The organism is Pseudomonas sp. GD03875 (assembly GCF_029840585.1).
Lineage (GTDB): Bacteria > Pseudomonadota > Gammaproteobacteria > Pseudomonadales > Pseudomonadaceae > Aquipseudomonas > Aquipseudomonas paralcaligenes.
The window spans coordinates 66515-86226 of sequence record NZ_JAOCCV010000002.1 but is presented as its reverse complement, the minus strand read 5'-3'; the positions used below and the strand labels follow the sequence as shown (position 1 = coordinate 86226).

Annotated in this window: 17 protein-coding genes; 11 read left to right on the top strand and 6 right to left on the bottom strand. The window is 65.3% G+C overall.

Annotated features, from left to right (window positions below; translation table 11 throughout):
- Positions 1 to 39: 39 nt before the first annotated feature.
- Complete coding sequence (locus N5D30_RS01865; RefSeq protein WP_279907578.1) at positions 40 to 1155, bottom strand: PQQ-dependent sugar dehydrogenase; 1116 nt, start codon at positions 1153 to 1155, stop codon at positions 40 to 42.
- Positions 1156 to 1276: 121 nt separating this feature from the next.
- On the opposite strand from N5D30_RS01865, the gene N5D30_RS01860 reads away from it, so the two are divergent.
- Positions 1277 to 1999, top strand: coding sequence for an rRNA pseudouridine synthase (locus N5D30_RS01860; RefSeq protein ID WP_279907413.1), 723 nt, complete (start codon positions 1277 to 1279; stop codon positions 1997 to 1999).
- Positions 2000 to 2012: 13 nt separating this feature from the next.
- Here N5D30_RS01860 and N5D30_RS01855 read toward each other — a convergent pair whose 3' ends face one another.
- Together N5D30_RS01855 and N5D30_RS01850 are read right to left on the bottom strand one after the other, a co-directional pair.
- Positions 2013 to 3629, bottom strand: coding sequence for an ATP-binding protein (locus tag N5D30_RS01855; RefSeq protein ID WP_279905378.1), 1617 nt, complete (start codon positions 3627 to 3629; stop codon positions 2013 to 2015).
- Complete coding sequence (locus N5D30_RS01850) at positions 3626 to 4351, bottom strand: winged helix-turn-helix domain-containing protein (RefSeq protein WP_279905379.1); 726 nt, start codon at positions 4349 to 4351, stop codon at positions 3626 to 3628. Before N5D30_RS01850 ends, N5D30_RS01855 begins: the two co-directional genes overlap by 4 nt.
- Positions 4352 to 5015: 664 nt before the next feature.
- Between N5D30_RS01850 and N5D30_RS01845 the strand changes: the two genes are divergently transcribed.
- The 3 genes from N5D30_RS01845 (at position 5016) to N5D30_RS01835 (ending at position 10833) form a co-directional block, all read left to right on the top strand.
- A complete protein-coding gene (locus N5D30_RS01845; protein WP_279907412.1) occupies positions 5016 to 7895 on the top strand; it encodes a ribonucleoside-diphosphate reductase subunit alpha in 2880 nt (959 codons plus the stop codon).
- 391 nt (positions 7896 to 8286) lie between these two features.
- Positions 8287 to 9534 carry a ribonucleotide-diphosphate reductase subunit beta gene (locus N5D30_RS01840; protein WP_279905381.1) on the top strand — a complete coding sequence of 416 codons (1248 nt, stop codon included), beginning with the start codon at positions 8287 to 8289 and terminating at the stop codon, positions 9532 to 9534.
- 66 nt (positions 9535 to 9600) lie between these two features.
- Positions 9601 to 10833, top strand: coding sequence for a hypothetical protein (locus N5D30_RS01835; protein WP_279907411.1), 1233 nt, complete (start codon positions 9601 to 9603; stop codon positions 10831 to 10833).
- Between the two features lie 1059 nt (positions 10834 to 11892).
- Here the strand turns inward: N5D30_RS01835 and N5D30_RS01830 are convergent.
- Together N5D30_RS01830 and N5D30_RS01825 are read right to left on the bottom strand one after the other, a co-directional pair.
- Entirely contained in the window at positions 11893 to 12084 is a 192-nt protein-coding gene (locus tag N5D30_RS01830) for a CsbD family protein (protein WP_279905383.1), read from the bottom strand.
- A gap of 145 nt (positions 12085 to 12229) precedes the next feature.
- Complete coding sequence (locus tag N5D30_RS01825) at positions 12230 to 13129, bottom strand: LysR substrate-binding domain-containing protein (RefSeq protein ID WP_279907410.1); 900 nt, start codon at positions 13127 to 13129, stop codon at positions 12230 to 12232.
- 119 nt (positions 13130 to 13248) lie between these two features.
- Between N5D30_RS01825 and N5D30_RS01820 the strand changes: the two genes are divergently transcribed.
- The 7 genes from N5D30_RS01820 to N5D30_RS01790 all read left to right on the top strand — a co-directional run bounded on the left by N5D30_RS01820 (position 13249) and on the right by N5D30_RS01790 (position 19189).
- Positions 13249 to 13950 (top strand): NAD(P)H-dependent oxidoreductase, encoded by a 702-nt coding sequence (locus N5D30_RS01820; RefSeq protein WP_279907409.1) that lies wholly within the window; start codon positions 13249 to 13251, stop codon positions 13948 to 13950.
- Positions 13951 to 14256: 306 nt separating this feature from the next.
- A complete protein-coding gene (locus N5D30_RS01815) occupies positions 14257 to 14559 on the top strand; it encodes a hypothetical protein (protein WP_279907408.1) in 303 nt (100 codons plus the stop codon).
- 41 nt (positions 14560 to 14600) lie between these two features.
- On the top strand, positions 14601 to 15119 hold the full coding sequence (locus N5D30_RS01810) for a hypothetical protein (protein ID WP_279907407.1): 519 nt from the start codon (positions 14601 to 14603) through the stop codon (positions 15117 to 15119).
- 93 nt (positions 15120 to 15212) lie between these two features.
- Positions 15213 to 15908, top strand: a complete 696-nt coding sequence (locus tag N5D30_RS01805) for a GNAT family N-acetyltransferase (protein WP_279907406.1) — start codon at positions 15213 to 15215, stop codon at positions 15906 to 15908.
- 172 nt (positions 15909 to 16080) lie between these two features.
- Positions 16081 to 16557 (top strand): serine protease inhibitor ecotin, encoded by a 477-nt coding sequence (gene eco, locus N5D30_RS01800; RefSeq protein ID WP_220813569.1) that lies wholly within the window; start codon positions 16081 to 16083, stop codon positions 16555 to 16557.
- Between the two features lie 84 nt (positions 16558 to 16641).
- The gene (locus N5D30_RS01795) at positions 16642 to 17040 is read left to right on the top strand and encodes a hypothetical protein (protein ID WP_279907405.1); all 399 of its coding nucleotides are present in this window, start codon (positions 16642 to 16644) and stop codon (positions 17038 to 17040) included.
- Positions 17041 to 17173: 133 nt separating this feature from the next.
- The gene (locus N5D30_RS01790; protein ID WP_279907404.1) at positions 17174 to 19189 is read left to right on the top strand and encodes a U32 family peptidase; all 2016 of its coding nucleotides are present in this window, start codon (positions 17174 to 17176) and stop codon (positions 19187 to 19189) included.
- Here the strand turns inward: N5D30_RS01790 and N5D30_RS01785 are convergent.
- Positions 19177 to 19656 carry a DUF2938 domain-containing protein gene (locus tag N5D30_RS01785; protein WP_279907403.1) on the bottom strand — a complete coding sequence of 160 codons (480 nt, stop codon included), beginning with the start codon at positions 19654 to 19656 and terminating at the stop codon, positions 19177 to 19179. The two genes, N5D30_RS01790 and N5D30_RS01785, sit on opposite strands and share 13 nt — an antisense overlap.
- Positions 19657 to 19712: the final 56 nt, after the last annotated feature.

Sequence of the window (19712 nt, the reverse complement as noted above, 5' to 3'; positions counted from 1 at the left end):
CGCACACCACCTGGTGATGTGCGCCCCCGCGCCTTGCGGTTACTGCTTCTGCAGCCCCAGCCTGACCAGCTTGCCGTTCGGCGCGTCGGTCAGCAGATAGAGGTAGCCATCGGGGCCCTGGCGCACGTCGCGGATGCGCCAGCCCTGGTCCTCCAGCAGCCGTTCCTCCTGCCCCACCTTGTCGCCGTCCAGCGGCAGGCGGATCAGCCCGGGCTGGGCCAGCGCGCCGATGAACAGGTTGTGCTGCCAGGCCGGAAAGCGCTCGGCGGAATAGAAGGCCATGCCGGAGATGCCCGGCGACTTCGCCCACACGTGGTGCGGCGCCTCGGTGCCGGGCACTGTCTTGCCCTCGGCCTCGGGAATCGGCAGGAAGCTGTAGTTGATGCCGTGGGTCGCCTTCGGCCAGCCGTAGTTCAGGCCCTTGCCGGGCAGGTTGATCTCGTCGCCGCCGCGCGGCCCGTGCTCATGCAGCCAGAGCCGGCCGCTCCACGGGTCGAAGGCCAGCCCCTGCGGGTTGCGATGGCCGTAGGACCAGATTTCCGGGCGCGCACCGGCCTGGCCGACAAAGGGATTGTCGTCCGGCACACCGCCGTCCGGCTTCAGCCGCACCAGCTTGCCCTGCAGCTTGTCCAGGTCCTGGGCCGTGGGCCGCTGGTTGTTCTCGCCCAGGGTGACGAACAGCAGGCCGTCGCGGTCGAACGCCAGGCGCGAGCCGAAGTGGACGCCGGTCGACAGCTTGGGCTGCTGGCGGAAGATCACCTGGAAGCCCTCCAGGCCGCTCATGTCGTCCTTGAGCCGCCCGCGCCCGACCGCGGTGCCCGCCTTGTCGCCCTCGTCGTCCGCCTCGGCGTAGCTCAGGTAGACCAGCCGGTCGCTGGCGAACCGAGGCGACAGCGCCACGTCCAGCAGGCCGCCCTGGCCCTTGGCGTAGACCTGCGGCACGCCTCCCAGGGGTGCGCTCAGCCGGCCCTGGTCGTCCAGCCAGCGCAGCCGGCCCGGCCGCTCGGTGATCAGGCTGCCCTTGCCGTCCGGCAGGAAGGCCAGGCCCCAGGGGTGCTCCAGGCCACCCACCACCTCCTTCAGTTCCAGTTCGCCCAGCTCACTGCGCTCCGCCAGCAGCGGCGTGGAGAGGGCCAGCAGCGCGCTGGCGGTCATACCCAGGATTGTCCGTCTCATGTCATGGCTCCTCTGCGAGTCGATACCTTGTATCCCAATCACGGCTGACACCCCAGGCCGGGTACAATGCCTTTCATTTCCCGATGTGACACCCGCCGCCATGAACGAAGCCGAACGCCTGTCCAAACGTCTGATCCAGCAGACCTCCTGCTCGCGGCGCGAGGCCGAGCTGTACATCGAGGGAGGCTGGGTCACGGTGGACGGCCAGGTGGTCGAGGAACCGCAGCATCCGGTGCGCGACGAGCGCATCGAGCTGCTGCCCGGCGCCAGGGCCGAGACCCAGCCACCGGTCACCCTGCTGCTGCACAAGCCGGTCGGCGTCGGCTGCGGCCTGGGCGCCAATTCCGCCCAGCAGTTGCTGAACCACGCCCACCGCTGGGCCGAGGACGCCAGCGGCATCCGCCCGCTGAACCGCCACCTGCGCCGCCTGGAGCTGCTCACCCCGCTGGAGACCGACGCCAGCGGCCTGCTGGTGTTCAGTCAGAGCCACGCGGTGGTGCGCCTGTTCAAGGAAAAGGGCGCGACGCTGGAGCAGGAATACCTGGTCGAGGTCGCCGGCACCCTGGACGAAAGAGGACTCAAGCGCCTGGCCTTCGGCGTCAGCTACAAGGGCGTGACATTGCCGCCGTGCAAGGTCAGCTGGCAGAGCGAGACGCGCCTGCGCTTCGCCATCAAGGCAGTGCAGCCGGGCCAGCTGCGTGCCATGTGCGAGAGCGTCGGTCTGCAGGTGCTGGGCATCCGCCGCCTGCGCTTCGGCCGCACCGGGCTGGCCAAGCTGCCGGCCGGGCAGTGGCGCTATCTCGGCCCGAACGAGAAGTTCTGAGAACTGAGCCCCCTCAGACCGCCTCGCCCCTCTCCTGCCGACGCGGCCAGACCAGGCTGAACTGGGCGCCGCCCAGGCTGGTGCTGCGCCCCACGTGGGCACGCCCGGCGTGCCAGTAGATGATCCGGCGCACGATGGACAGCCCCAGGCCATGCCCGCCGGAGGCGCGGGTGCGGCTGTCGTCCAGGCGCAGGAAGGGGGTGAAGATGTGCTCCCAGGCCTCCTCGGGCACGCCGGGGCCGTCGTCCTCCACGTCCACCCGGCAGCGCTCCAGGTCGATGCTGTAGCTCAGGCGCACGCGCGACTCGGCATGGCGCATGGCGTTGCTCACCAGGTTCTGCAGGGCGCGATGCAGGTAGCGCGGTTCGGCCTCGACCAGGGCGCCGCTCTCCGGAGAGTCGCGGCAGCGGCCGCGGTCGACGCGGATGTTGGCGCGCAGCGGCGCCAGCTCGCCGATCACCTGGTCGAGTAGCTCGCCCAGGTCCACGGTCTGGTAGTTCAGCTCCGGCGAGCCTTGCTCCAGGCGGGCGTAGACCAGCATCTCGTCGACCAGCTTGTCCAGCTCCTGGATGTCGCCGTCCATGCCTTCCATGTACTTGCGCCGCGCCTCGTCGCTGTCGGCGTCGCCGATCATCTCCAGGCCGAAGCGCAGGCGCGCCACCGGCGTGCGCAGCTCGTGAGACACCGCGCGGACCATCTCGCGCTGCACGCTGAGCAGGCGCTGCAGCTGCGCCGCCATGGCGTTGAAGGTCGAGGCCAGACGGCCCACCGAGTCGGCGCCCTGGGTCGGCGCGCGGGCGTCCAGGCGGCCGCTGGCCAGGTGCGCGGCGGCGTTCTCCAGTGCCTGCAGGCGGCGCTCCAGGCGGCGCACCAACAGATAGAGGATGAACCCGGTGAGGGTCAGGCCGAGCGCGCCGATCAGCACCAGCAGCTCGGTGGGATAGGGATTCATCTGGTAGATCGGGCCGACCTCCAGCACCCAGGGCGTGCCGACCATGCCGGCGATCACCCGGATCGAGTCGCCGCCCTTGCCCAGCGCCAGCACCGTGTCGCCCTCGTCCACCCGGCGCTGCTGGTCCTCGTCCAGGTCGACCTTCTCCAGGGTCGCCAGGCGCAGGTCGAAGCCGAACTGCTTTTCTTCCTTCAATGCCGCCAGGCGCCTGGGCTGCTCGACGATGGGCGAGCGCACCAGCTCGTCCATCAGCAGGTAGACGGTGGCGCGGGCCAGCTGCTCGCTGATCTGTTCCACCTCGGTGCTCAGCACCAGCCGCTCCTCGGCGCTGACCAGCGCGTAAACCCGCGCCGCGTGCGGGCCGGTCTGCTCGACCAGCACCTGGCCGCGCAGCAAGCGGCCACGGGCGCGGCCGTCCAGCGGCTCGGCGGAGAGGTCCTGCAGCTCCAGGGACACGCCGATCAGGCGGCTCCAGGTGGCCAGGGCGCGGCGCCGGTCCAGCTCCGCCATCGGAGCCAGGTTGTCCGCCATCAGGCGGAAGGTGCCGCGCGCCAGCTGCTCGCGGTACTGGTCGCTGCGCACCTCGTTGGTCAGCTGCAGGGCGCCCACACCGAGCAGCGCCACCAGCACCAGGGACGCGATGATGCCGCCGTAGATGCGCAGGAAGATGGTGTTCATTGCAGCGCGGCGGCGGCCTCGGCAACGAACAGGTAGCCCTTGCTGCGCACCGTCTTGATCAGGCGCGGGTGCATCGGGTCGTCGCCGATCTTCGGGCGGATGCGCGAGATGCGCACGTCGATGGAGCGGTCCTGGCCGTCGTACTCGATGCCACGCAGGGCGGTGAAGATTTCCTCGCGGGAGAGAATGCGCCCGGCGTTGGCCACCAGCAGCCAGAGCAGGTCGAACTCGGCGCTGGTCAGTTCGATACCCTCGCCGCGCAGCCAGGCCTCGCGCATGGCGCTGTCGATCACCAGCGGGCCGAACTCCAGGCGCCGCAGGCTCTCCGCCGCCGGCGCCTCGGCCACGCCCTCGCTGCGCCGCAGCAGGGCGCGGATGCGCGCCAGCAGCACGCGCGGGCGCACCGGCTTGCACACATAGTCGTCGGCGCCCATCTCCAGGCCGAGCACCTCGTCCATGTCGTCGGTGCGCGCGGTGAGCATCAGGATCGGGCCGGCGAACTGGCCGCGTACCTTGCGGCAGATGGACAGGCCATCCTCGCCCGGCAGCATCAGGTCGAGCACCACCAGGTCCGGCTGCTCCTTGAGGATGCGCGCGGCGGCACGGGCACCGTCGGACTCGATCGCCACCCGCAGGCCGTTGCCCTGCAGGTACTCCTGGGTCAGCTCCGCCAACCGCTGGTCGTCCTCGACGATGAGGATCTGCCAGGCCTCTTGCTCCACGACTTCTCTCCAGCGGGCACCATGAAAGTGGCGGCATTGTAGCAACCGGAACCGGTTAGCACAGCGCATGCCAGAAACACTAGATGTTGTGTTAGGGTGCCCGACGATCCAAGCCACGGCACAGCCTGAAAAAACCATCCCGAGGGACGACGAACGGCAAGAGCCAGTGTTCTCGCGGCCTACCGCGCGCCGGCCCGAAACGACCCACAATTCACCCACAAGTTATCCACAGAAACGCCGCCCGCCTTTCCCTTGCAAAGCCCCCCATAGCGCATTATCTTGTATCCCCATCGCGCCTCACCCCAACATATAGTGGGTCACCCGAGGCCAGGGACACTAAGAAGAAAGAATGCAGAGGGGCCCGATCCACGCGCTGCCGTTAGCATTTCCACTCAGCGCCAACGCCGCGGCTGAGCACAGCACGGACCGCGTAGCACATCCCCCCTGCATTCACCGAACGACCGCGAAGTCGCGCAACGTCGATCACTACAGATTGTGGTCACGCCAGCGGCTTCACCCAGGTCGGCAGCCAGGACGGCGGCGCGTCATCCTGCACTGCCCATGTTTCTCGATGTCTGGCCGGAATGCCGGACGTCGCGACGTTTTCAATGGAATGAACACAAGACACCCCCGGTGTCCAAACCAATTAGAAGCGGAGAACCTCATGCACACCGACACAACTCGCGAGAACCCGCAGGCCGTGGCGCCGCAGGCAGCCGAATCCAGTCAGGATCTGGCCGCCACCGCCCCGGGCCAGCTGCGCGTGATCAAGCGCAACGGTACCGTCGTGCCCTACACCGACGACAAGATCACCGTGGCCATCACCAAGGCGTTCCTCGCAGTTGAAGGCGGCAACGCCGCCGCCTCGTCGCGCATCCATGAGACCGTCGCGCGCCTGACCGAACAGGTCACCGCCACCTTCAAGCGCCGCATGCCGTCCGGCGGCACCATCCACATCGAGGAAATCCAGGACCAGGTCGAACTGGCCCTGATGCGCGCCGGCGAGCAGAAGGTCGCCCGCGACTACGTGATCTACCGCGAGGCCCAGGCCGCCAAGCGCAAGGCCGGCTCCGCCGAAGTTGCCCAGCCGCACCCGAGCATCCGCGTCACCAAGGCCGACGGCAGCGTGCAGCCGCTGGACATGGGCCGCCTGCAGACCATCATCCGCGAGGCCTGCGAAGGCCTGGCCGAAGTCGACGGTTCGCTGATCGAAGCCGAGACCCTGAAGAACCTGTACGACGGTGTGGCCGAGAAGGACGTCAACACCGCCCTGGTGATGACCGCCCGCACCCTGGTCGAGCGCGAGCCGAACTACTCCTACGTCACCGCCCGCCTGCTGATGGACAACATCCGCGCCGAAGGCCTGGGCTTCCTCGGCATCGCCAGCAGCGCCACCCACCACGAGATGGCCGAGCTGTACGCCAAGGCCCTGCCGGCGTACGTGGAAAAAGGCTCCGAGTTCGAGCTGATCGATGCCAAGCTGAAAACCTACGACCTGGAGAAACTGGGCCGCGCCATCGATCACGAGCGCGACCAGCAGTTCACCTACCTGGGCCTGCAGACCCTGTACGACCGCTACTTCATCCACAAGGACGGCGTGCGCTTCGAACTGCCGCAGATCTTCTTCATGCGCGTGGCCATGGGCCTGGCCATCGAGGAGCCGCAGAAGGAAGAGCGCGCCATCGAGTTCTACAACCTGATCTCCAGCTTCGACTACATGGCGTCGACCCCGACCCTGTTCAACGCCGGCACCCTGCGCCCGCAGCTGTCCTCGTGCTACCTGACCACCGTGCCGGACGACCTGTCGGGCATCTACCAGGCCATCCACGACAACGCCATGCTGAGCAAATTCGCCGGCGGCCTGGGCAACGACTGGACCCCGGTGCGCGCGCTGGGCTCCTACATCAAGGGCACCAACGGCAAATCCCAGGGCGTGGTGCCGTTCCTGAAAGTGGTCAACGACACCGCCGTCGCCGTGAACCAGGGCGGCAAGCGCAAGGGCGCCGTGTGCGCCTACCTGGAAACCTGGCACCTGGACATCGAGGAATTCCTCGAACTGCGCAAGAACACCGGTGACGACCGCCGCCGCACCCACGACATGAACACCGCCAACTGGATTCCGGACCTGTTCATGAAGCGCGTGTTCGACGACGGCCAGTGGACCCTGTTCTCCCCGTCCGAAGTGCCTGACCTGCACGACCTGACCGGCAAGGCCTTCGAGGAGCGCTACGAGTACTACGAAGCCCTGACCGGCTATGGCAAGATCAAGGTGTTCAAGACCATCGCCGCCAAGGACCTGTGGCGCAAGATGCTGTCCATGCTGTTCGAGACCGGCCACCCGTGGCTGACCTTCAAGGACCCGTGCAACCTGCGCAGCCCGCAGCAGCACGTGGGCGTGGTGCACAGCTCCAACCTGTGCACCGAGATCACCCTGAACACCAACAAGGACGAGATCGCCGTCTGCAACCTGGGCTCGATCAACCTGGTCAACCACATCGTCGATGGCAAGCTCGACGTGGAGAAGCTCGGCCGCACCGTGAAGACCGCCGTGCGCATGCTCGATAACGTCATCGACATCAACTACTACTCGGTGCCGCAGGCGCGCAACTCCAACCTCAAGCACCGTCCGGTCGGCCTCGGCCTGATGGGCTTCCAGGACGCCCTGTACCTGCAACACATCGCCTACGGCTCGGACGCGGCCATCGAGTTCGCCGACAAGTCCATGGAAGCGATCAGCTACTACGCCATCCAGGCTTCCTGCGACCTGGCCGAGGAGCGCGGCAGCTACTCCACCTTCGACGGCTCGCTGTGGAGCAAGGGCATCCTGCCGCTGGATTCCCAGCAGATCCTGATCGAGGCCCGCGGCCAGAAGTACATCGACGTCGACCTGAGCGAGTCGCTGGACTGGGCGCCGGTACGCGAGCGCGTCAAGAAAGGCATCCGCAACTCCAACATCATGGCCATCGCGCCGACCGCGACCATCTCCAACATCATTGGCGTGTCGCAGTCGATCGAGCCGACCTACCAGAACCTGTACGTGAAATCGAACCTCTCCGGCGAATTCACCGTGATCAACCCCTACCTGGTGCGCGACCTGAAGAACCGCGGCCTGTGGGACCCGGTCATGGTCAACGACCTGAAGTACTACGACGGCTCCGTGCAGCAGATCGAGCGCATCCCGCAGGACCTCAAGGACCTGTACGCCACCGCGTTCGAAGTGGAAACCAAGTGGATCGTCGACGCCGCCAGCCGCCGTCAGAAGTGGATCGACCAGGCCCAGTCGCTGAACCTGTACATCGCCGGCGCCTCGGGCAAGAAGCTGGACGTGACCTACCGCATGGCCTGGTTCCGTGGTCTGAAGACCACCTACTACCTCCGTGCCCTGGCCGCCACCAGCACCGAGAAGTCCACCATCAACACCGGCAAGCTGAACGCCGTGTCCAGCGGTGCGATCGACGAGGGCAACTTCGCCGCGCCGGCCGGCCCAGCTCCTGTACCGCAGGCGTGCTCCATCGACAACCCCGACTGCGAAGCTTGTCAGTAAGGGAAGTCGCACGCATCTGAGCGGCGCCCGCGTCGTTGCCCGGCAGGTCCGCCCCCATCACGTGCACCAGCACGCTCAGGGGCTCGAACCTGCCAGGCGCCTAGCGCTCACTCGCTCAGCTTCGCGCTCGCACCGAGTTGCCAAAGGTAAAACCACCGGCAACTCGGCTTGTTTCCCCTCTCCCCCCGGGAGAGGGGCCAGGGGTGAGGGACCCAGGCCCAGCCGAATCCCCCACGAACACTCCCCTCGCCCGCCAAGCGGGCCTGGGCGCCGCCAATCGGGCGGCACGGTTAGACCCTTGCGTGCAGACCGCAACGGAACACAATCAGAATTACTGAACATTCATACAGGCCGCACAGAAACCCGGCCCGATACCAAGCAGGAGACCACCATGCTCAGCTGGGACGAATTCGACAAGGAAGACGGCGCTGAAGCCGCCGCCGCCAAGACCGCCGCACCCGTCATGGGCGCCGCCATCGACAAACTGGACGACGACGCCGCCGGCTCCGTCGAGGACGCCCGCGCCGTTTCCGCCGACGACTCCGACGCCGTGGCCCGCGCCAAGAAGGCCCTCGACGACCTGGACATCCAGGAAGGCCTGGACGACCTGGAAGGCTCCGCCGCCCGCGTACAGGTCGGCGACAAGCAGATGATCAACGCCCGCGCCGACCTCAACCAGCTCGTACCCTTCAAGTACGACTGGGCCTGGCAGAAGTACTTGGATGGCTGCGCCAACCACTGGATGCCGCAGGAAGTGAACATGAACGCCGACATTGCCCTGTGGAAGAGCAAGGACGGCCTCAGCGAAGACGAGCGCCGCATCGTCAAGCGCAACCTCGGCTTCTTCTCCACCGCCGACAGCCTGGTTGCCAACAACCTGGTGCTGGCCGTGTACCGTCTGATCACCAACCCCGAGTGCCGCCAGTACATCCTGCGCCAGGCCTTCGAGGAAGCGATCCACACCCACGCCTACCAGTACTGCATCGAATCGCTGGGCATGGACGAAGGCGAGATCTTCAACATGTACCACGAGATCCCGAGCGTGGCGAAGAAGGCCTCCTGGGGCCTCAAGTACACCCGCTCGATCTCCGACCCCGAGTTCAAGACCGGCACCCCGGAGACCGACCGCCAGTTCCTGCGCAACCTGATCGCCTACTACTGCGTACTGGAAGGCATTTTCTTCTACTGCGGCTTCACCCAGATCCTCTCCATGGGCCGCCGCAACAAGATGACCGGCACCGCCGAGCAGTTCCAGTACATCCTGCGCGACGAGTCCATGCACCTGAACTTCGGCATCGACGTGATCAACCAGATCAAGATCGAGAACCCGCACCTGTGGGACGCCCAGATGAAGGATGAAGCGACCCAGATGATCCTGCAGGGCACCCAGCTGGAGATCGAATACGCACGCGACACCATGCCGCGCGGCGTATTGGGCATGAACGCCGCGATGATGGAGGACTACCTCAAGTTCATCGCCAACCGCCGCCTGACCCAGATCGGCCTGAAGGAAGAATACCCGGGCACCACCAACCCCTTCCCGTGGATGAGCGAGATCATGGATCTGAAGAAGGAGAAGAACTTCTTCGAGACGCGTGTGATCGAGTATCAGACGGGTGGGGCGTTGAGCTGGGATTGATAATGATAAAAGGCCGCGATTAACGCGGCCTTTTTTTGCGAACCATACAGCTTATGGAATCCATAAATGTACGGAAGAAAAAAACCCAATTACTTATTCCACTCCAACGATGGAAGCTCGGCATTACGCAATCAAATATCTGCCGCCAGCGAAGATATAAGTAAGCTCCCCGAGCAAAGAGTATTACAATCCGACCCGGAAGAACTTATTTCCTACTTTATACAAAAATTTCAGATCGAAATACCCAGCATTGACCGATCCCTAATAACAGCAAGTCATCACGAAAGAAATATTGAAGTATATGATCAATGGGACAAGCAGATGAGATCCGTCCCAGGAGAGGCATATGACTTTGAAATCCCCTTTGAGGGAGAGGGTATCTTCTTCAGTTTAAAACCAAGCACATGGGATTTTTCCCCACCTCACGCCGACATCAGCGGTCAGTGCTTGCGCCTCACAATATCCGGCCGAGAACTCTCCCCAGAAAAAATTAAAGAATCTTTAGATTCATTTCTAGAGTCTGTCGAAAAATATCTCGTATGGCATCGCCAAGAGTGGTCAGGCTTCGAGCAGCAGCTATCTCAAGCAGTACGCCAAAGCATCAATGATCGAAGAGAGAAACTACTCAAACAAAAAGGCGTCGCATCTCAACTCAGCAGCCTTGGTATAAAACTTAAAGAAAAGCCCGGGGATGCCAAAACATATGTACCTCCTGCAATTAAAAAGACGATAACCCCTCAACTCCCACCCATGCGCCCAGCTCTCCCTCCAGACCCAACACTGGATGAAAAGCAATATGAGACAATATTATCTCTTGTACGAGGAGCAGGCAGAAGCATTGAACAAAGCTCTTCGCGGGCAAGAAAATTAGACGAAGAAACGCTAAGAGACCTATTTCTTGTCCCTTTGAATTCACACTTCGGAAAAGCCTCCGGAGAGGCCTTTAATTACCAAGGAAAAACAGATGTAATTATTCGCCATGAAAACAACAACCTCTTTGTTGCCGAATTCAAGATATGGAAAGGCGAAAAACATTTCTTAGAAGCGATAGATCAGCTTCTAAGTTACCTATCTTGGCGCGACACTAAAGCTGCGATAATTATATTCAGCCGAAACGCCGGATTCTCTAGCATTCTAGAGAAAATTCGAAACACAACCAAAGCCCACCCCAGATACCTAAGCGGACCAATACGGCTAGATGAAACTAGCGACCGCTACACATTCTCGCTACCTCAGGATCATGCACGGCAGGCAACGATATCTATCCTTGCATTCGATTTGGGTAGCGAAAAGATCTAAGAGAAATCTCGAAGATGCTGCGTCAGTGCGAGCCTCATAAGCTTTGAGTTGTCAAACTGGGTGCTTTTCGCCCTTACGGCGAGTCACTTTCTCTTGTTTGGCCAAGAGAAAGTAACCAAAGAGAAGGCCACCCCGGCATCCGGCCCCGCCTGCGGCGGGGTTCCCTCCCTCCGGTGCCGCTCCGGAGGCCGGCGTACAAGGGGCGTCCCTGCCCCTTTACGCCTCTCGCCGCATCCATGCGGCTCGTCCCCCCTGCGCGACACCTCCACTCGGCCTCCTGACGGGGACTCGGGCTCCGAGTTGCCTGAAAGTTTTGGCGGAATCTAATGAAAGCAACGCTTTCATTCGGGATTGGGTCCACGCCTTTTCCCGGATTGCATCCGGGCTACCAGTAGGAGCGAGCTTTGCTCGCGAAGCTCTTTGCAGGCTTGGTTCGCGAGCAAACTCGCTCCTACCAAAAAGCGACGTTCCACGTAGGGTGCGCCGTGCGCACCGATGACAGGGAGGCGGTGCGCACGGCGCACCCTACAGAAACCGCCAAGCAGGCTGCTTTACCCAGACTATCTGGCAGAACCAAACACCCCTTCAGGAAGGTGAGCGGAATCGTTGCATAGAGAGCCACAGGGATGCGGCGAGAGGCTTGAGGGCCATGGATGGCCCTTGCAAGCCGGCCCTCGAAGCAACGATGGAGCGAACGAAACCTAGCGCAGCGAAGTAACAGCCGCAGGCTGGCCCGAAGGGCGAGCGCAGCGAGTCACCCGGAGCGAAGCGTAGGGCCGGATGGCGGGGCAAGCGTTTTGGGTTACTTTTTTCCCGACCGGGCAGACGCGGCTGGAAAAAGTGACCCGCCCAGCAGGGCGGAACCACTGCATCACCCGACAAGAAAACAAGCAGCCGCACGAAAACAGAATCGGCCCCGGATGCGCCGCCAGCTAGCCTGACCAGCCCCATCCGGGACACAACAGCCGTTCTGCATCGAACAAGCCCACAAACGCCTGATCGTTCACATCCTTGCGGGGGAATAGAACGCTCCAACGCCCGCCTACCAGCAACTTGCCATCAGGCCTTGTCGACGCCCTTCTTGATCGCGTCCTTCACGTCGCCCTTGAGCTGCTGGGCTTTGCCCTTCACCTGCTGAGCGTCTCCTTCGCCCTCAAGACGAGGATTATCGGTAGCCTTGCCGACACCCTCTTTGACTTTACCGATAGCTTCGTTGACGTTGCCTTTGATCTTGTCTGTCGTGCTACTCATGTGACACCTCATTTCCGATGGGTTACGGAGAATGGAGCCCGTTTGGCCTTAATCGTTTCGTATTTCTTTTGCTCGCCCTCCCGCTTCGCGGGGCGATTGGAGGGGACGGCAAGGAAGAGCAGCCGTCCGGCGCGGCCAGCCTGGCCTACAGCGTGCAAAGCCCACCCGGCACCGCCATCACCCAATCCCGCACCGCCTGAATGGTCGGATCACCTCTGCGACTCTCCGGATACACCAGAAAGAACGGCTTGCCCTCCACTTCCGGCCCGAATGGCTGCACCAGCCGCCCTTCCCTCAGCTCATCCTCGATCAGTTGCCGGCTCATCAGCGCCACGCCTTGCGCGCCGATGGCCGCCGAGACGGCGTGGGTCTCGTCGGAGAACACTAGCCCGGCGCTGACATCCAGCCCCGGCACCCGGGCCTGTTTCTGCCACAGCGCCCAGTCCAGGGGCGAGGAAATGGCGGCCTGGTTGCGGAAGTGGATCAGCGGGTGGTTGGGCAGCTCGGCCGCGTCGCGCAGGCCGAGCAGCGGGCTGCAGGCCGGGATGAAGGTGTTGCCGAACAGCTTCTCCGCCACCAGCCCCGGCCAGCGGCCGTCGCCGTAGCGGATGGCGATGTCCGCGGTGACGCCATCGAGCGCGACCGGCTCGTGCGAGGCGTGGATACGCAGGTCGATCTGCGGGTGCGAGTCGCGCAGCAGGCACACCCAGGACAACAGCCAGCGCACCGCCACGGCGGGTGTGGTGCTGAGGGTGATGGCCTGGCGGCAGGGCACCGCGCTGAGCCGCTCGACCGTCGCGCCGATGCTGTCGAACGCGCTCTCCAGCACCTGCTGCAGCTCGCGGCCCTGGGCGGTCAGTTCGAGCTGGCGCGGCTTGCGCAGGAACAGTGCGACGCCGAGCGATTCCTCCAGCGCGCGAATCTGATGACTGACCGCCGTGGCGGTCACCGAGAGTTCTTCCGCGGCCCGTTTGGCGCTCTCGTGGCGAGCAGCCGCCTCGAAGGCCCGCAGGGCCGAGAGCGAAGGTAACCAGCGTCGCGTCATGGCTGAATCCTCCTCAGTCGTACCCAAAAATAATGATCGTTTGTCGCCCAACAGGGCCGGACCTAGCCTGAGTCTGCTGCGATTCACAGATGAGTTCAACTTCAAGCAGGAGACTTCCCATGCCGCACATTCTGCACCTCGACGCCAGCGCCCGCCCCGGCCTTGCCGGCAAGGACCTGCACGGCTCGCACAGCCGCAACCTCAGCCAGCGCTTCGTCGGCCAGTGGCTGGCCCGCCGCGCGCAGGACACCGTCACCTACCGCGACATCGGCCAGAACCCGCCGTCGATCATCGACCACGACTGGATCGCCTCATCCTTCACGCCGGAACCGCAGCGCGAGCCGTGGATGCGGCAGACCCTGGCGGAGAGCGACCAACTCGTCGACGAGCTGATCGCGGCGGACGTGCTGGTGATCGGCACGCCGCTGTACAACTTCGGCATGCCGGCCGCGCTCAAGGCCTGGGTCGACCAGGTGGTGCGCCCCGGTCGGACGGTGGACGTGGACGAGAGCAACCGGCTCGATCCTTATGTGCCGAAGCTGGCCGACCGACCGCGGCATGCGGTGATCCTCACCGCCCGGGGCGGCATCGGCTTCGACATCGGCGGCGAGATGGCCCACATGAACCATCTGGAGCCGAACCTGATTACCGCCCTCGGCTTCATCGGCATCACCCGGGTGCATCAGGTCGCCATCGAAGGCCAGGAGGTGGGCGGCGAGCTGCTGGCCGCGTCGGTGGCGCGGGGCCTGGACAGGGTCGATGCGCTGGTGGCGGAGCTGCAGCGGGCGCTGCAGGCGGAGCGCCTTCCCGAGCCAGCCTGAATCGTCGGCAACCCGCACAGCACAGTCAAACGAGCAGCCTTATCGGCTGCTCCGACATGAAGCACGGCAGCGGGGCCAAGCCATCGTTTTGGCTATGTCCCCATTAGTTGTTGCACACCTTGTGGGAGCGGATTTATCCGCGAACTTCGCGGCCAATCGGAATGCCGCCCAGCCGCTCCCACAAGAGCAGGATTGCGCCACCAACACGTAAGGGGGACATAGCCATCGTTTTGCGCGACAAGTCACCCTGCCTGACAAGCGCATGCCCTACCCTGGCCCCAAGCCACTTCGAAGCAGCCGCCCACGATGAGCGACAGCAGCCACCTGATCCTCTTCCTCGCCACCCAGTTCCTGCTGCCATTCGGCCTGGGCCACCTGTATTGCAGGAGCCAGGGAATACCCAGCAACTCCTGGCAGGCCGGGGGTATCCACCTCGTCGCCCTGTCAGTCGCGATGCTGTTGTTCAGCGGCCTGTTCGGCCTGCCGGCCCCTGTGAAGAACGTCGGCTTCGTAAGCGACCGCCCCATGGGCCTGACCTGTGGCACCATCGGTATCGCCGGAGGCATGCTGATGGGCTTTCTCGCCCGGCGTTTAGAGAGCCGCAGCTGACGGCGCCCCGCACCCATCCATCCGAAGAAAGCCCACCCCACATGGAAGCTCGCCTACTGCCCCTGCCGGAGTTCGGCAACGTCCACTTCTACCGGGTCATCACCCTGCTCTTTCTGTTGCTCATCGGCGGCATGACGCTGGCGGGCATGGCCAGGGGCGAAGTCGCGCCACTCTCTCCCCTCCCTCTTGTCGTGCTGGCCATGGTCGGCCGCTTCAGCGTGGAGTGGCTGAGGGTCGCCAGGAGCCAGCCGGCGTTCATCCATGGCGACGAACTGGTGCTGTGCGGCGCGGAGGGCGACCGCCGGGTGGCGCTGTCGACGATCAGCTCGACCAGGTCCAGGTACAGCCTCTTCATGGTGCGGCGCTATCGCTCCTGGTCGGAGCATCTAGCCTTCGTGCAGTTCACCCTGAACAGCGGCGAGCGCCTCCACACGCTCGCCGAGAGCGCCTTCTTCGAATGTCCACCCGCCAAGAGCACCGTACAGGCCGTGGAGGCGGAGGTTCTCTCGGCCAAGATGAGGGACATCGCCAAGCGACAGGTCGGTGGCGGCAGCCATTAGCAGCGGCTGCGTGATGAAAACGCCGCGGCGCCTGGGCGATACAATGCCGCTCATTTCGACGCCCAGCAGGCCTGCCCCGGAGCCATCCCCCCGATGTTCACCCTTGCCCACCTGACCACCCCGCCGCCCGAGGCCCTGAACAGCCAGGTGCTGCAGATGGTGGTCGACTACTTCAGCGACCTCAGCCCCGCGCCGCTGACGCCCAGCAACCCGCTCTACCCGCTGTACCAGTACGTCATCGGCTTCGAGGTGCACCTGTACCTGCAAGCCATGGGCGGCGAGGAAGGCAGCGGCGCCCGGCTGATCCTCGCCCTCGACGACGAGGACCCGTCCCGGGTGCTCGGCTTCGCCCTCTACCTGCCCAGCGCGGACGATGCGGACGCCTGCACCCTGGCCTACCTGGCCGTGCTCGCCAGCCACCGCCGCCGCGGCATCGCCCGCGCCCTGCTGCAGCGGATGCTGCTGCTCCACCCGCATGCCGCGCTGGCCTGCGTGGCGGGCCGGGTGCCGACCTTCGAGGCCCTGGGCTTCCGGGTGCTGGCCGCGCGCGGGTCGCAGGTGCTGATGAACACCCGCGACCGCGCCTCGGACGGCTGGGTGGCGGTGCAGGACCTGGCGCCGATCTTCCAGTCCAAGGAGGTCCGGCAGATCCACACCTACCTGCTCAAGCAGTACGGCCAGCGGGCCATGAGCGACGCGGAGAAGCAGCGCGACCGTCTGCTCGACCAGCTCGCCCGGCAGGCCGAGGCGCTGGTCGGCGAGCGCTTCGCCGCGCGGCGCCTGCACTAGTCCCCCTCGGTCACGACAACACGCGGCATCCACTAGACTTGCACCGCGCCTGCGGCGTTTCGCCACCCCGGCCCGGGGAACTCGCCTGCCCTCCGCGAGTCTGTGCTAGCCCGCCGATCCGGCGCCCATCCCCAACGGACGGCCCACAAGGCCCACTCAGCAAGGATTCTTCATGACCTCTCGCACACTCCCCCTCGTCACCCTCGCCTGTGCTCTGCCCCTGGCCGCCTGCGCCGCCACGCCCGAGGCGCTCAAGCCCTACCCGGTTGCGCCCGAGGGCCTGACCCGCCATGTGATCGACCTGCCGGCCCAGGCCGACGAGGCCGACCGCCGGGTGGAACTGATCGCCGGCAAGACCCTTGAAGTGGACTGCAACCACCACAGCCTGGGCGGCCAGTGGCAGGAGAAGACCGTCGAAGGCTGGGGCTACAACTACTACGAACTGGGCCAGGTCGGCCCAGCCCGCAGCACCCTGATGGCCTGCCCGGACAACAGCCGCCGGCAGGCCTTCGTCCCGGTCGGCGGCGAGCCCCTGCTGGTGCGCTACAACAGCAAGCTGCCGCTGGTGATCTACGCCCCCGCCGACGTGGAAGTACGCTACCGCATCTGGTCCGCCGCGGAGCACAGCAGCGCCGCGCCGAAGCAGTAAACCGCCGGCGCAGGCACCCTGCGGTTGCCTGGAGCTTCGGACTTCGCCGACACTCCAGGCCTGCCCCACCGACAAGGAAGCCCCATGCGCCTGATCGCCCGCCACACCAAGCTCATCATGCTCGTCACCGGCGCCCTCACCTGCACCATGTTCTACAACGTGATCGCCCCGCAGGCGGCGCTGCAGTCGATGTTCGGCGCCCCCCTGGCCGACGGCGCGCTGGGCGAGATCATCACCCGCAGCTGGGGCGCGCTGATCACTCTGGTGGGCGCCATGCTGATCTACGGCGCCTTCAATACCGCGGTACGGCCGCTGGTGCTGGTGGTCGCTGGCGTGAGCAAGCTGCTGTTCGTCGCCCTGCTGGTGCTGCTCGGTGGCGAATTCCTGCCCAAGACCCTCACGCCGATCATCTTCGACAGCCTCGCCGTGCTGCTCTACCTCCTCTGCCTGCCCCAGGCACGGCGCGAAGCGACGGCCCGCTGAGCCCGGCGTGGCAGCCACCGCCTGCCACCCATGCCGCGTCACCGCCGACCGCTAGGCACCTCGGGGTGCCACCCTCCCCCTCGCCCGCTACAATGCGCGCCTTGCCGTGCCACGCCTATAAAGAAGAAACACCATGTCCCTGCCCAAGAACCATCTGGAACTGCTCAGCCCTGCCCGCGACGTGGGCATCGCCCGCGAGGCCATCCTGCATGGGGCCGACGCCGTGTACATCGGCGGGCCGAGCTTCGGCGCGCGGCACAACGCCTGCAACGAGGTGAGCGATATCGCCGAGCTGGTGACGTTCGCCCGCCGCTACCACGCGCGGGTGTTCACCACCCTCAACACCATCTTCCACGACGACGAGCTGGAGCAGGTGCGCACGCTGATCCACCAGCTCTACGACGCCGGCGTCGATGCGCTGATCGTGCAGGACATGGGCGTGATGGAGCTGGACATCCCGCCGATCGAGCTGCACGCCAGCACCCAGACCGACATCCGCACCCTGGACCGGGCCAGGTTCCTCGACCAGGCCGGCTTCTCCCAGCTGGTGCTGGCGCGCGAGCTGAACCTGCAGGAAATCCGCGCCATCGCCGATGCCACCGAGGCCTCCATCGAGTTCTTCATCCACGGCGCGCTGTGCGTGGCCTTCTCCGGCCAGTGCAACATTTCCCACGCCCAGACCGGGCGCAGCGCCAACCGCGGCGACTGCTCCCAGGCCTGCCGCCTGCCCTACACCCTCAAGGACGACCAGGGCCGCGTGGTGGCCTTCGAGAAGCATTTGCTGTCGATGAAGGACAACAACCAGAGCGCCAACCTGCGCGCCCTGGTCGAGGCCGGTGTGCGCTCGTTCAAGATCGAGGGCCGCTACAAGGACATGGGCTACGTGAAGAACATCACTGCCCACTACCGCAAGGAACTCGACGCCATCCTCGAGGACCGCCCGGACCTGGCCCGCGCCTCCAGCGGCCGCACCGCGCACTTCTTCCTGCCCGATCCGGACAAGACCTTCCACCGCGGCAGCACCGACTACTTCGTCACCGAGCGCAAGGTCGACATCGGCGCCTTCGACTCGCCGACCTTCACCGGCCTGGCCGTCGGTAACGTGGAGAAGGTCAACAAGCGCGACCTGATCGCCGTCACCCACGAGCCGCTGTCCAATGGCGACGGCCTCAACGTGCTGGTCAAGCGCGAGGTGGTGGGCTTCCGCGCCAACATCGCCGAGCTGAAGAGCGAATTCGAGGAAGACGGCGAGAAGCGCTACCGCTACCGGGTCGAGCCCAACGAGATGCCCGAGGGCCTGTTCCGCCTGCGGCCCAACCACCCGCTATCCCGCAACCTCGACCACAACTGGCAGCAGGCGCTGCAGAAGACCTCCGCCGAGCGCCGTATCGGCGTGAGCTGGAAGGCCGAACTGCGTGAAGAACGCCTGCATCTCACCGCCACCAGCGAGGAAGGCATCAGCGCCCAGGCGGAGCTGCCCGGCCCGTTCGGCGTGGCCAACAAGCCGGAGCAGGCGCTCGACGGCCTGCGCGACCTGCTGACCCAGCTCGGCACCACCGAATACCACGCACTGGACGTGGCGCTGGACGCCCCGCAGGCGCTCTTCGTGCCCAACTCGCAGCTCAAGGCCCTGCGCCGCGAGGCCATCGAGAAGCTCACCGAGGCGCGCGTGGCCGCCCACCCGCGCGGCAGCCGCAAGGCCGAGACCAGCCCGCCGCCGGTGTACCCGGAGTCGCACCTGTCGTTCCTCTACAACGTCTACAACCAGAAGGCCCGGGACTTCTACCACCGCCACGGCGTGCAGCTGATCGACGCGGCCTACGAGGCCCACGAGGAAGAAGGCGAGGTGCCGGTGATGATCACCAAGCACTGCCTGCGCTTCTCCTTCAACCTGTGTCCCAAGCAGGCCAAGGGCGTCACCGGCGTGCGCACCAAGGTGCAGCCGATGCAGCTGATCCACGGCGACGAGGTGCTGACCCTGAAGTTCGACTGCAAGCCGTGCGAGATGCACGTGGTCGGCAAGATGAAGGGCCACATCCTCGACCTGCCGCAGCCGGGCAGCGCAGCCCACAGCAAGATGGTCGCCAGCATCAGCCCGGAAGACCTGCTGAAGACCATCCGCAACAAGCCGGCCGGCTACAGCCACTGAGCCAGGGCCAGGCCGCTCAGGTACAGGCCCGCGCCGAACACCAGGTGGGTGAGCAGCGCCCGCGAGCGCACCTGCCAGGGCTTCGGCGTGCGCGACGCGGCCAGGCCCATGCCGAACGCCGGCTGCATCAGCAACAGCGGCGCAGCCACGGTGAGCGCGCCGAACGCCAACGCCGGCGCGGGCGTCGGCCGCTGCAGCCAGTCGCCGCCCACCCACGCCAAGAACAGCCCGGCGAAGGCCAGCCCGGTCAGGTAGTGGAAGGCCCAGCCCAGCGCCCGCTCGCCGCGCACCGGCGGCGCCTTGCCGATGGCCGCGTGGCGGAAACGGCCATGGCCCATGTGCCCGAGCCAGCGGCCGACCAGCGCGTAGTCCAGCGCCACCACGCCGAACAGCCGCCGCCGCGCCAGGGTCCAGGCATCCAGCACCAGCGTCGCGCCGATGCCCAGCATGATCATCTCGACTGTCATAGCCACCTCCTTCTAACCTGTGGGAAAGCCCGTTGAGACAAGGCTGCCCGCTCAAG

Excerpts from the sequence above, each read along its gene's own strand:
- N5D30_RS01865 (WP_279907578.1), bottom strand. The coding sequence starts at position 1,155 with ATGACCGCCAGCGCGCTGCTGGCCCTCTCCACGCCGCTGCTGGCGGAG.
- N5D30_RS01860 (WP_279907413.1), top strand. The coding sequence starts at position 1,277 with ATGAACGAAGCCGAACGCCTGTCCAAACGTCTGATCCAGCAGACCTCC.
- N5D30_RS01855 (WP_279905378.1), bottom strand. The coding sequence starts at position 3,629 with ATGAACACCATCTTCCTGCGCATCTACGGCGGCATCATCGCGTCCCTG.
- N5D30_RS01845 (WP_279907412.1), top strand. The coding sequence starts at position 5,016 with ATGCACACCGACACAACTCGCGAGAACCCGCAGGCCGTGGCGCCGCAG.
- N5D30_RS01840 (WP_279905381.1), top strand. The coding sequence starts at position 8,287 with ATGCTCAGCTGGGACGAATTCGACAAGGAAGACGGCGCTGAAGCCGCC.
- N5D30_RS01835 (WP_279907411.1), top strand. The coding sequence starts at position 9,601 with ATGTACGGAAGAAAAAAACCCAATTACTTATTCCACTCCAACGATGGA.
- N5D30_RS01830 (WP_279905383.1), bottom strand. The coding sequence starts at position 12,084 with ATGAGTAGCACGACAGACAAGATCAAAGGCAACGTCAACGAAGCTATC.
- N5D30_RS01825 (WP_279907410.1), bottom strand. The coding sequence starts at position 13,129 with ATGACGCGACGCTGGTTACCTTCGCTCTCGGCCCTGCGGGCCTTCGAG.
- N5D30_RS01820 (WP_279907409.1), top strand. The coding sequence starts at position 13,249 with ATGCCGCACATTCTGCACCTCGACGCCAGCGCCCGCCCCGGCCTTGCC.
- N5D30_RS01815 (WP_279907408.1), top strand. The coding sequence starts at position 14,257 with ATGAGCGACAGCAGCCACCTGATCCTCTTCCTCGCCACCCAGTTCCTG.
- N5D30_RS01810 (WP_279907407.1), top strand. The coding sequence starts at position 14,601 with ATGGAAGCTCGCCTACTGCCCCTGCCGGAGTTCGGCAACGTCCACTTC.
- N5D30_RS01805 (WP_279907406.1), top strand. The coding sequence starts at position 15,213 with ATGTTCACCCTTGCCCACCTGACCACCCCGCCGCCCGAGGCCCTGAAC.
- eco (WP_220813569.1), top strand. The coding sequence starts at position 16,081 with ATGACCTCTCGCACACTCCCCCTCGTCACCCTCGCCTGTGCTCTGCCC.
- N5D30_RS01795 (WP_279907405.1), top strand. The coding sequence starts at position 16,642 with ATGCGCCTGATCGCCCGCCACACCAAGCTCATCATGCTCGTCACCGGC.
- N5D30_RS01790 (WP_279907404.1), top strand. The coding sequence starts at position 17,174 with ATGTCCCTGCCCAAGAACCATCTGGAACTGCTCAGCCCTGCCCGCGAC.
- N5D30_RS01785 (WP_279907403.1), bottom strand. The coding sequence starts at position 19,656 with ATGACAGTCGAGATGATCATGCTGGGCATCGGCGCGACGCTGGTGCTG.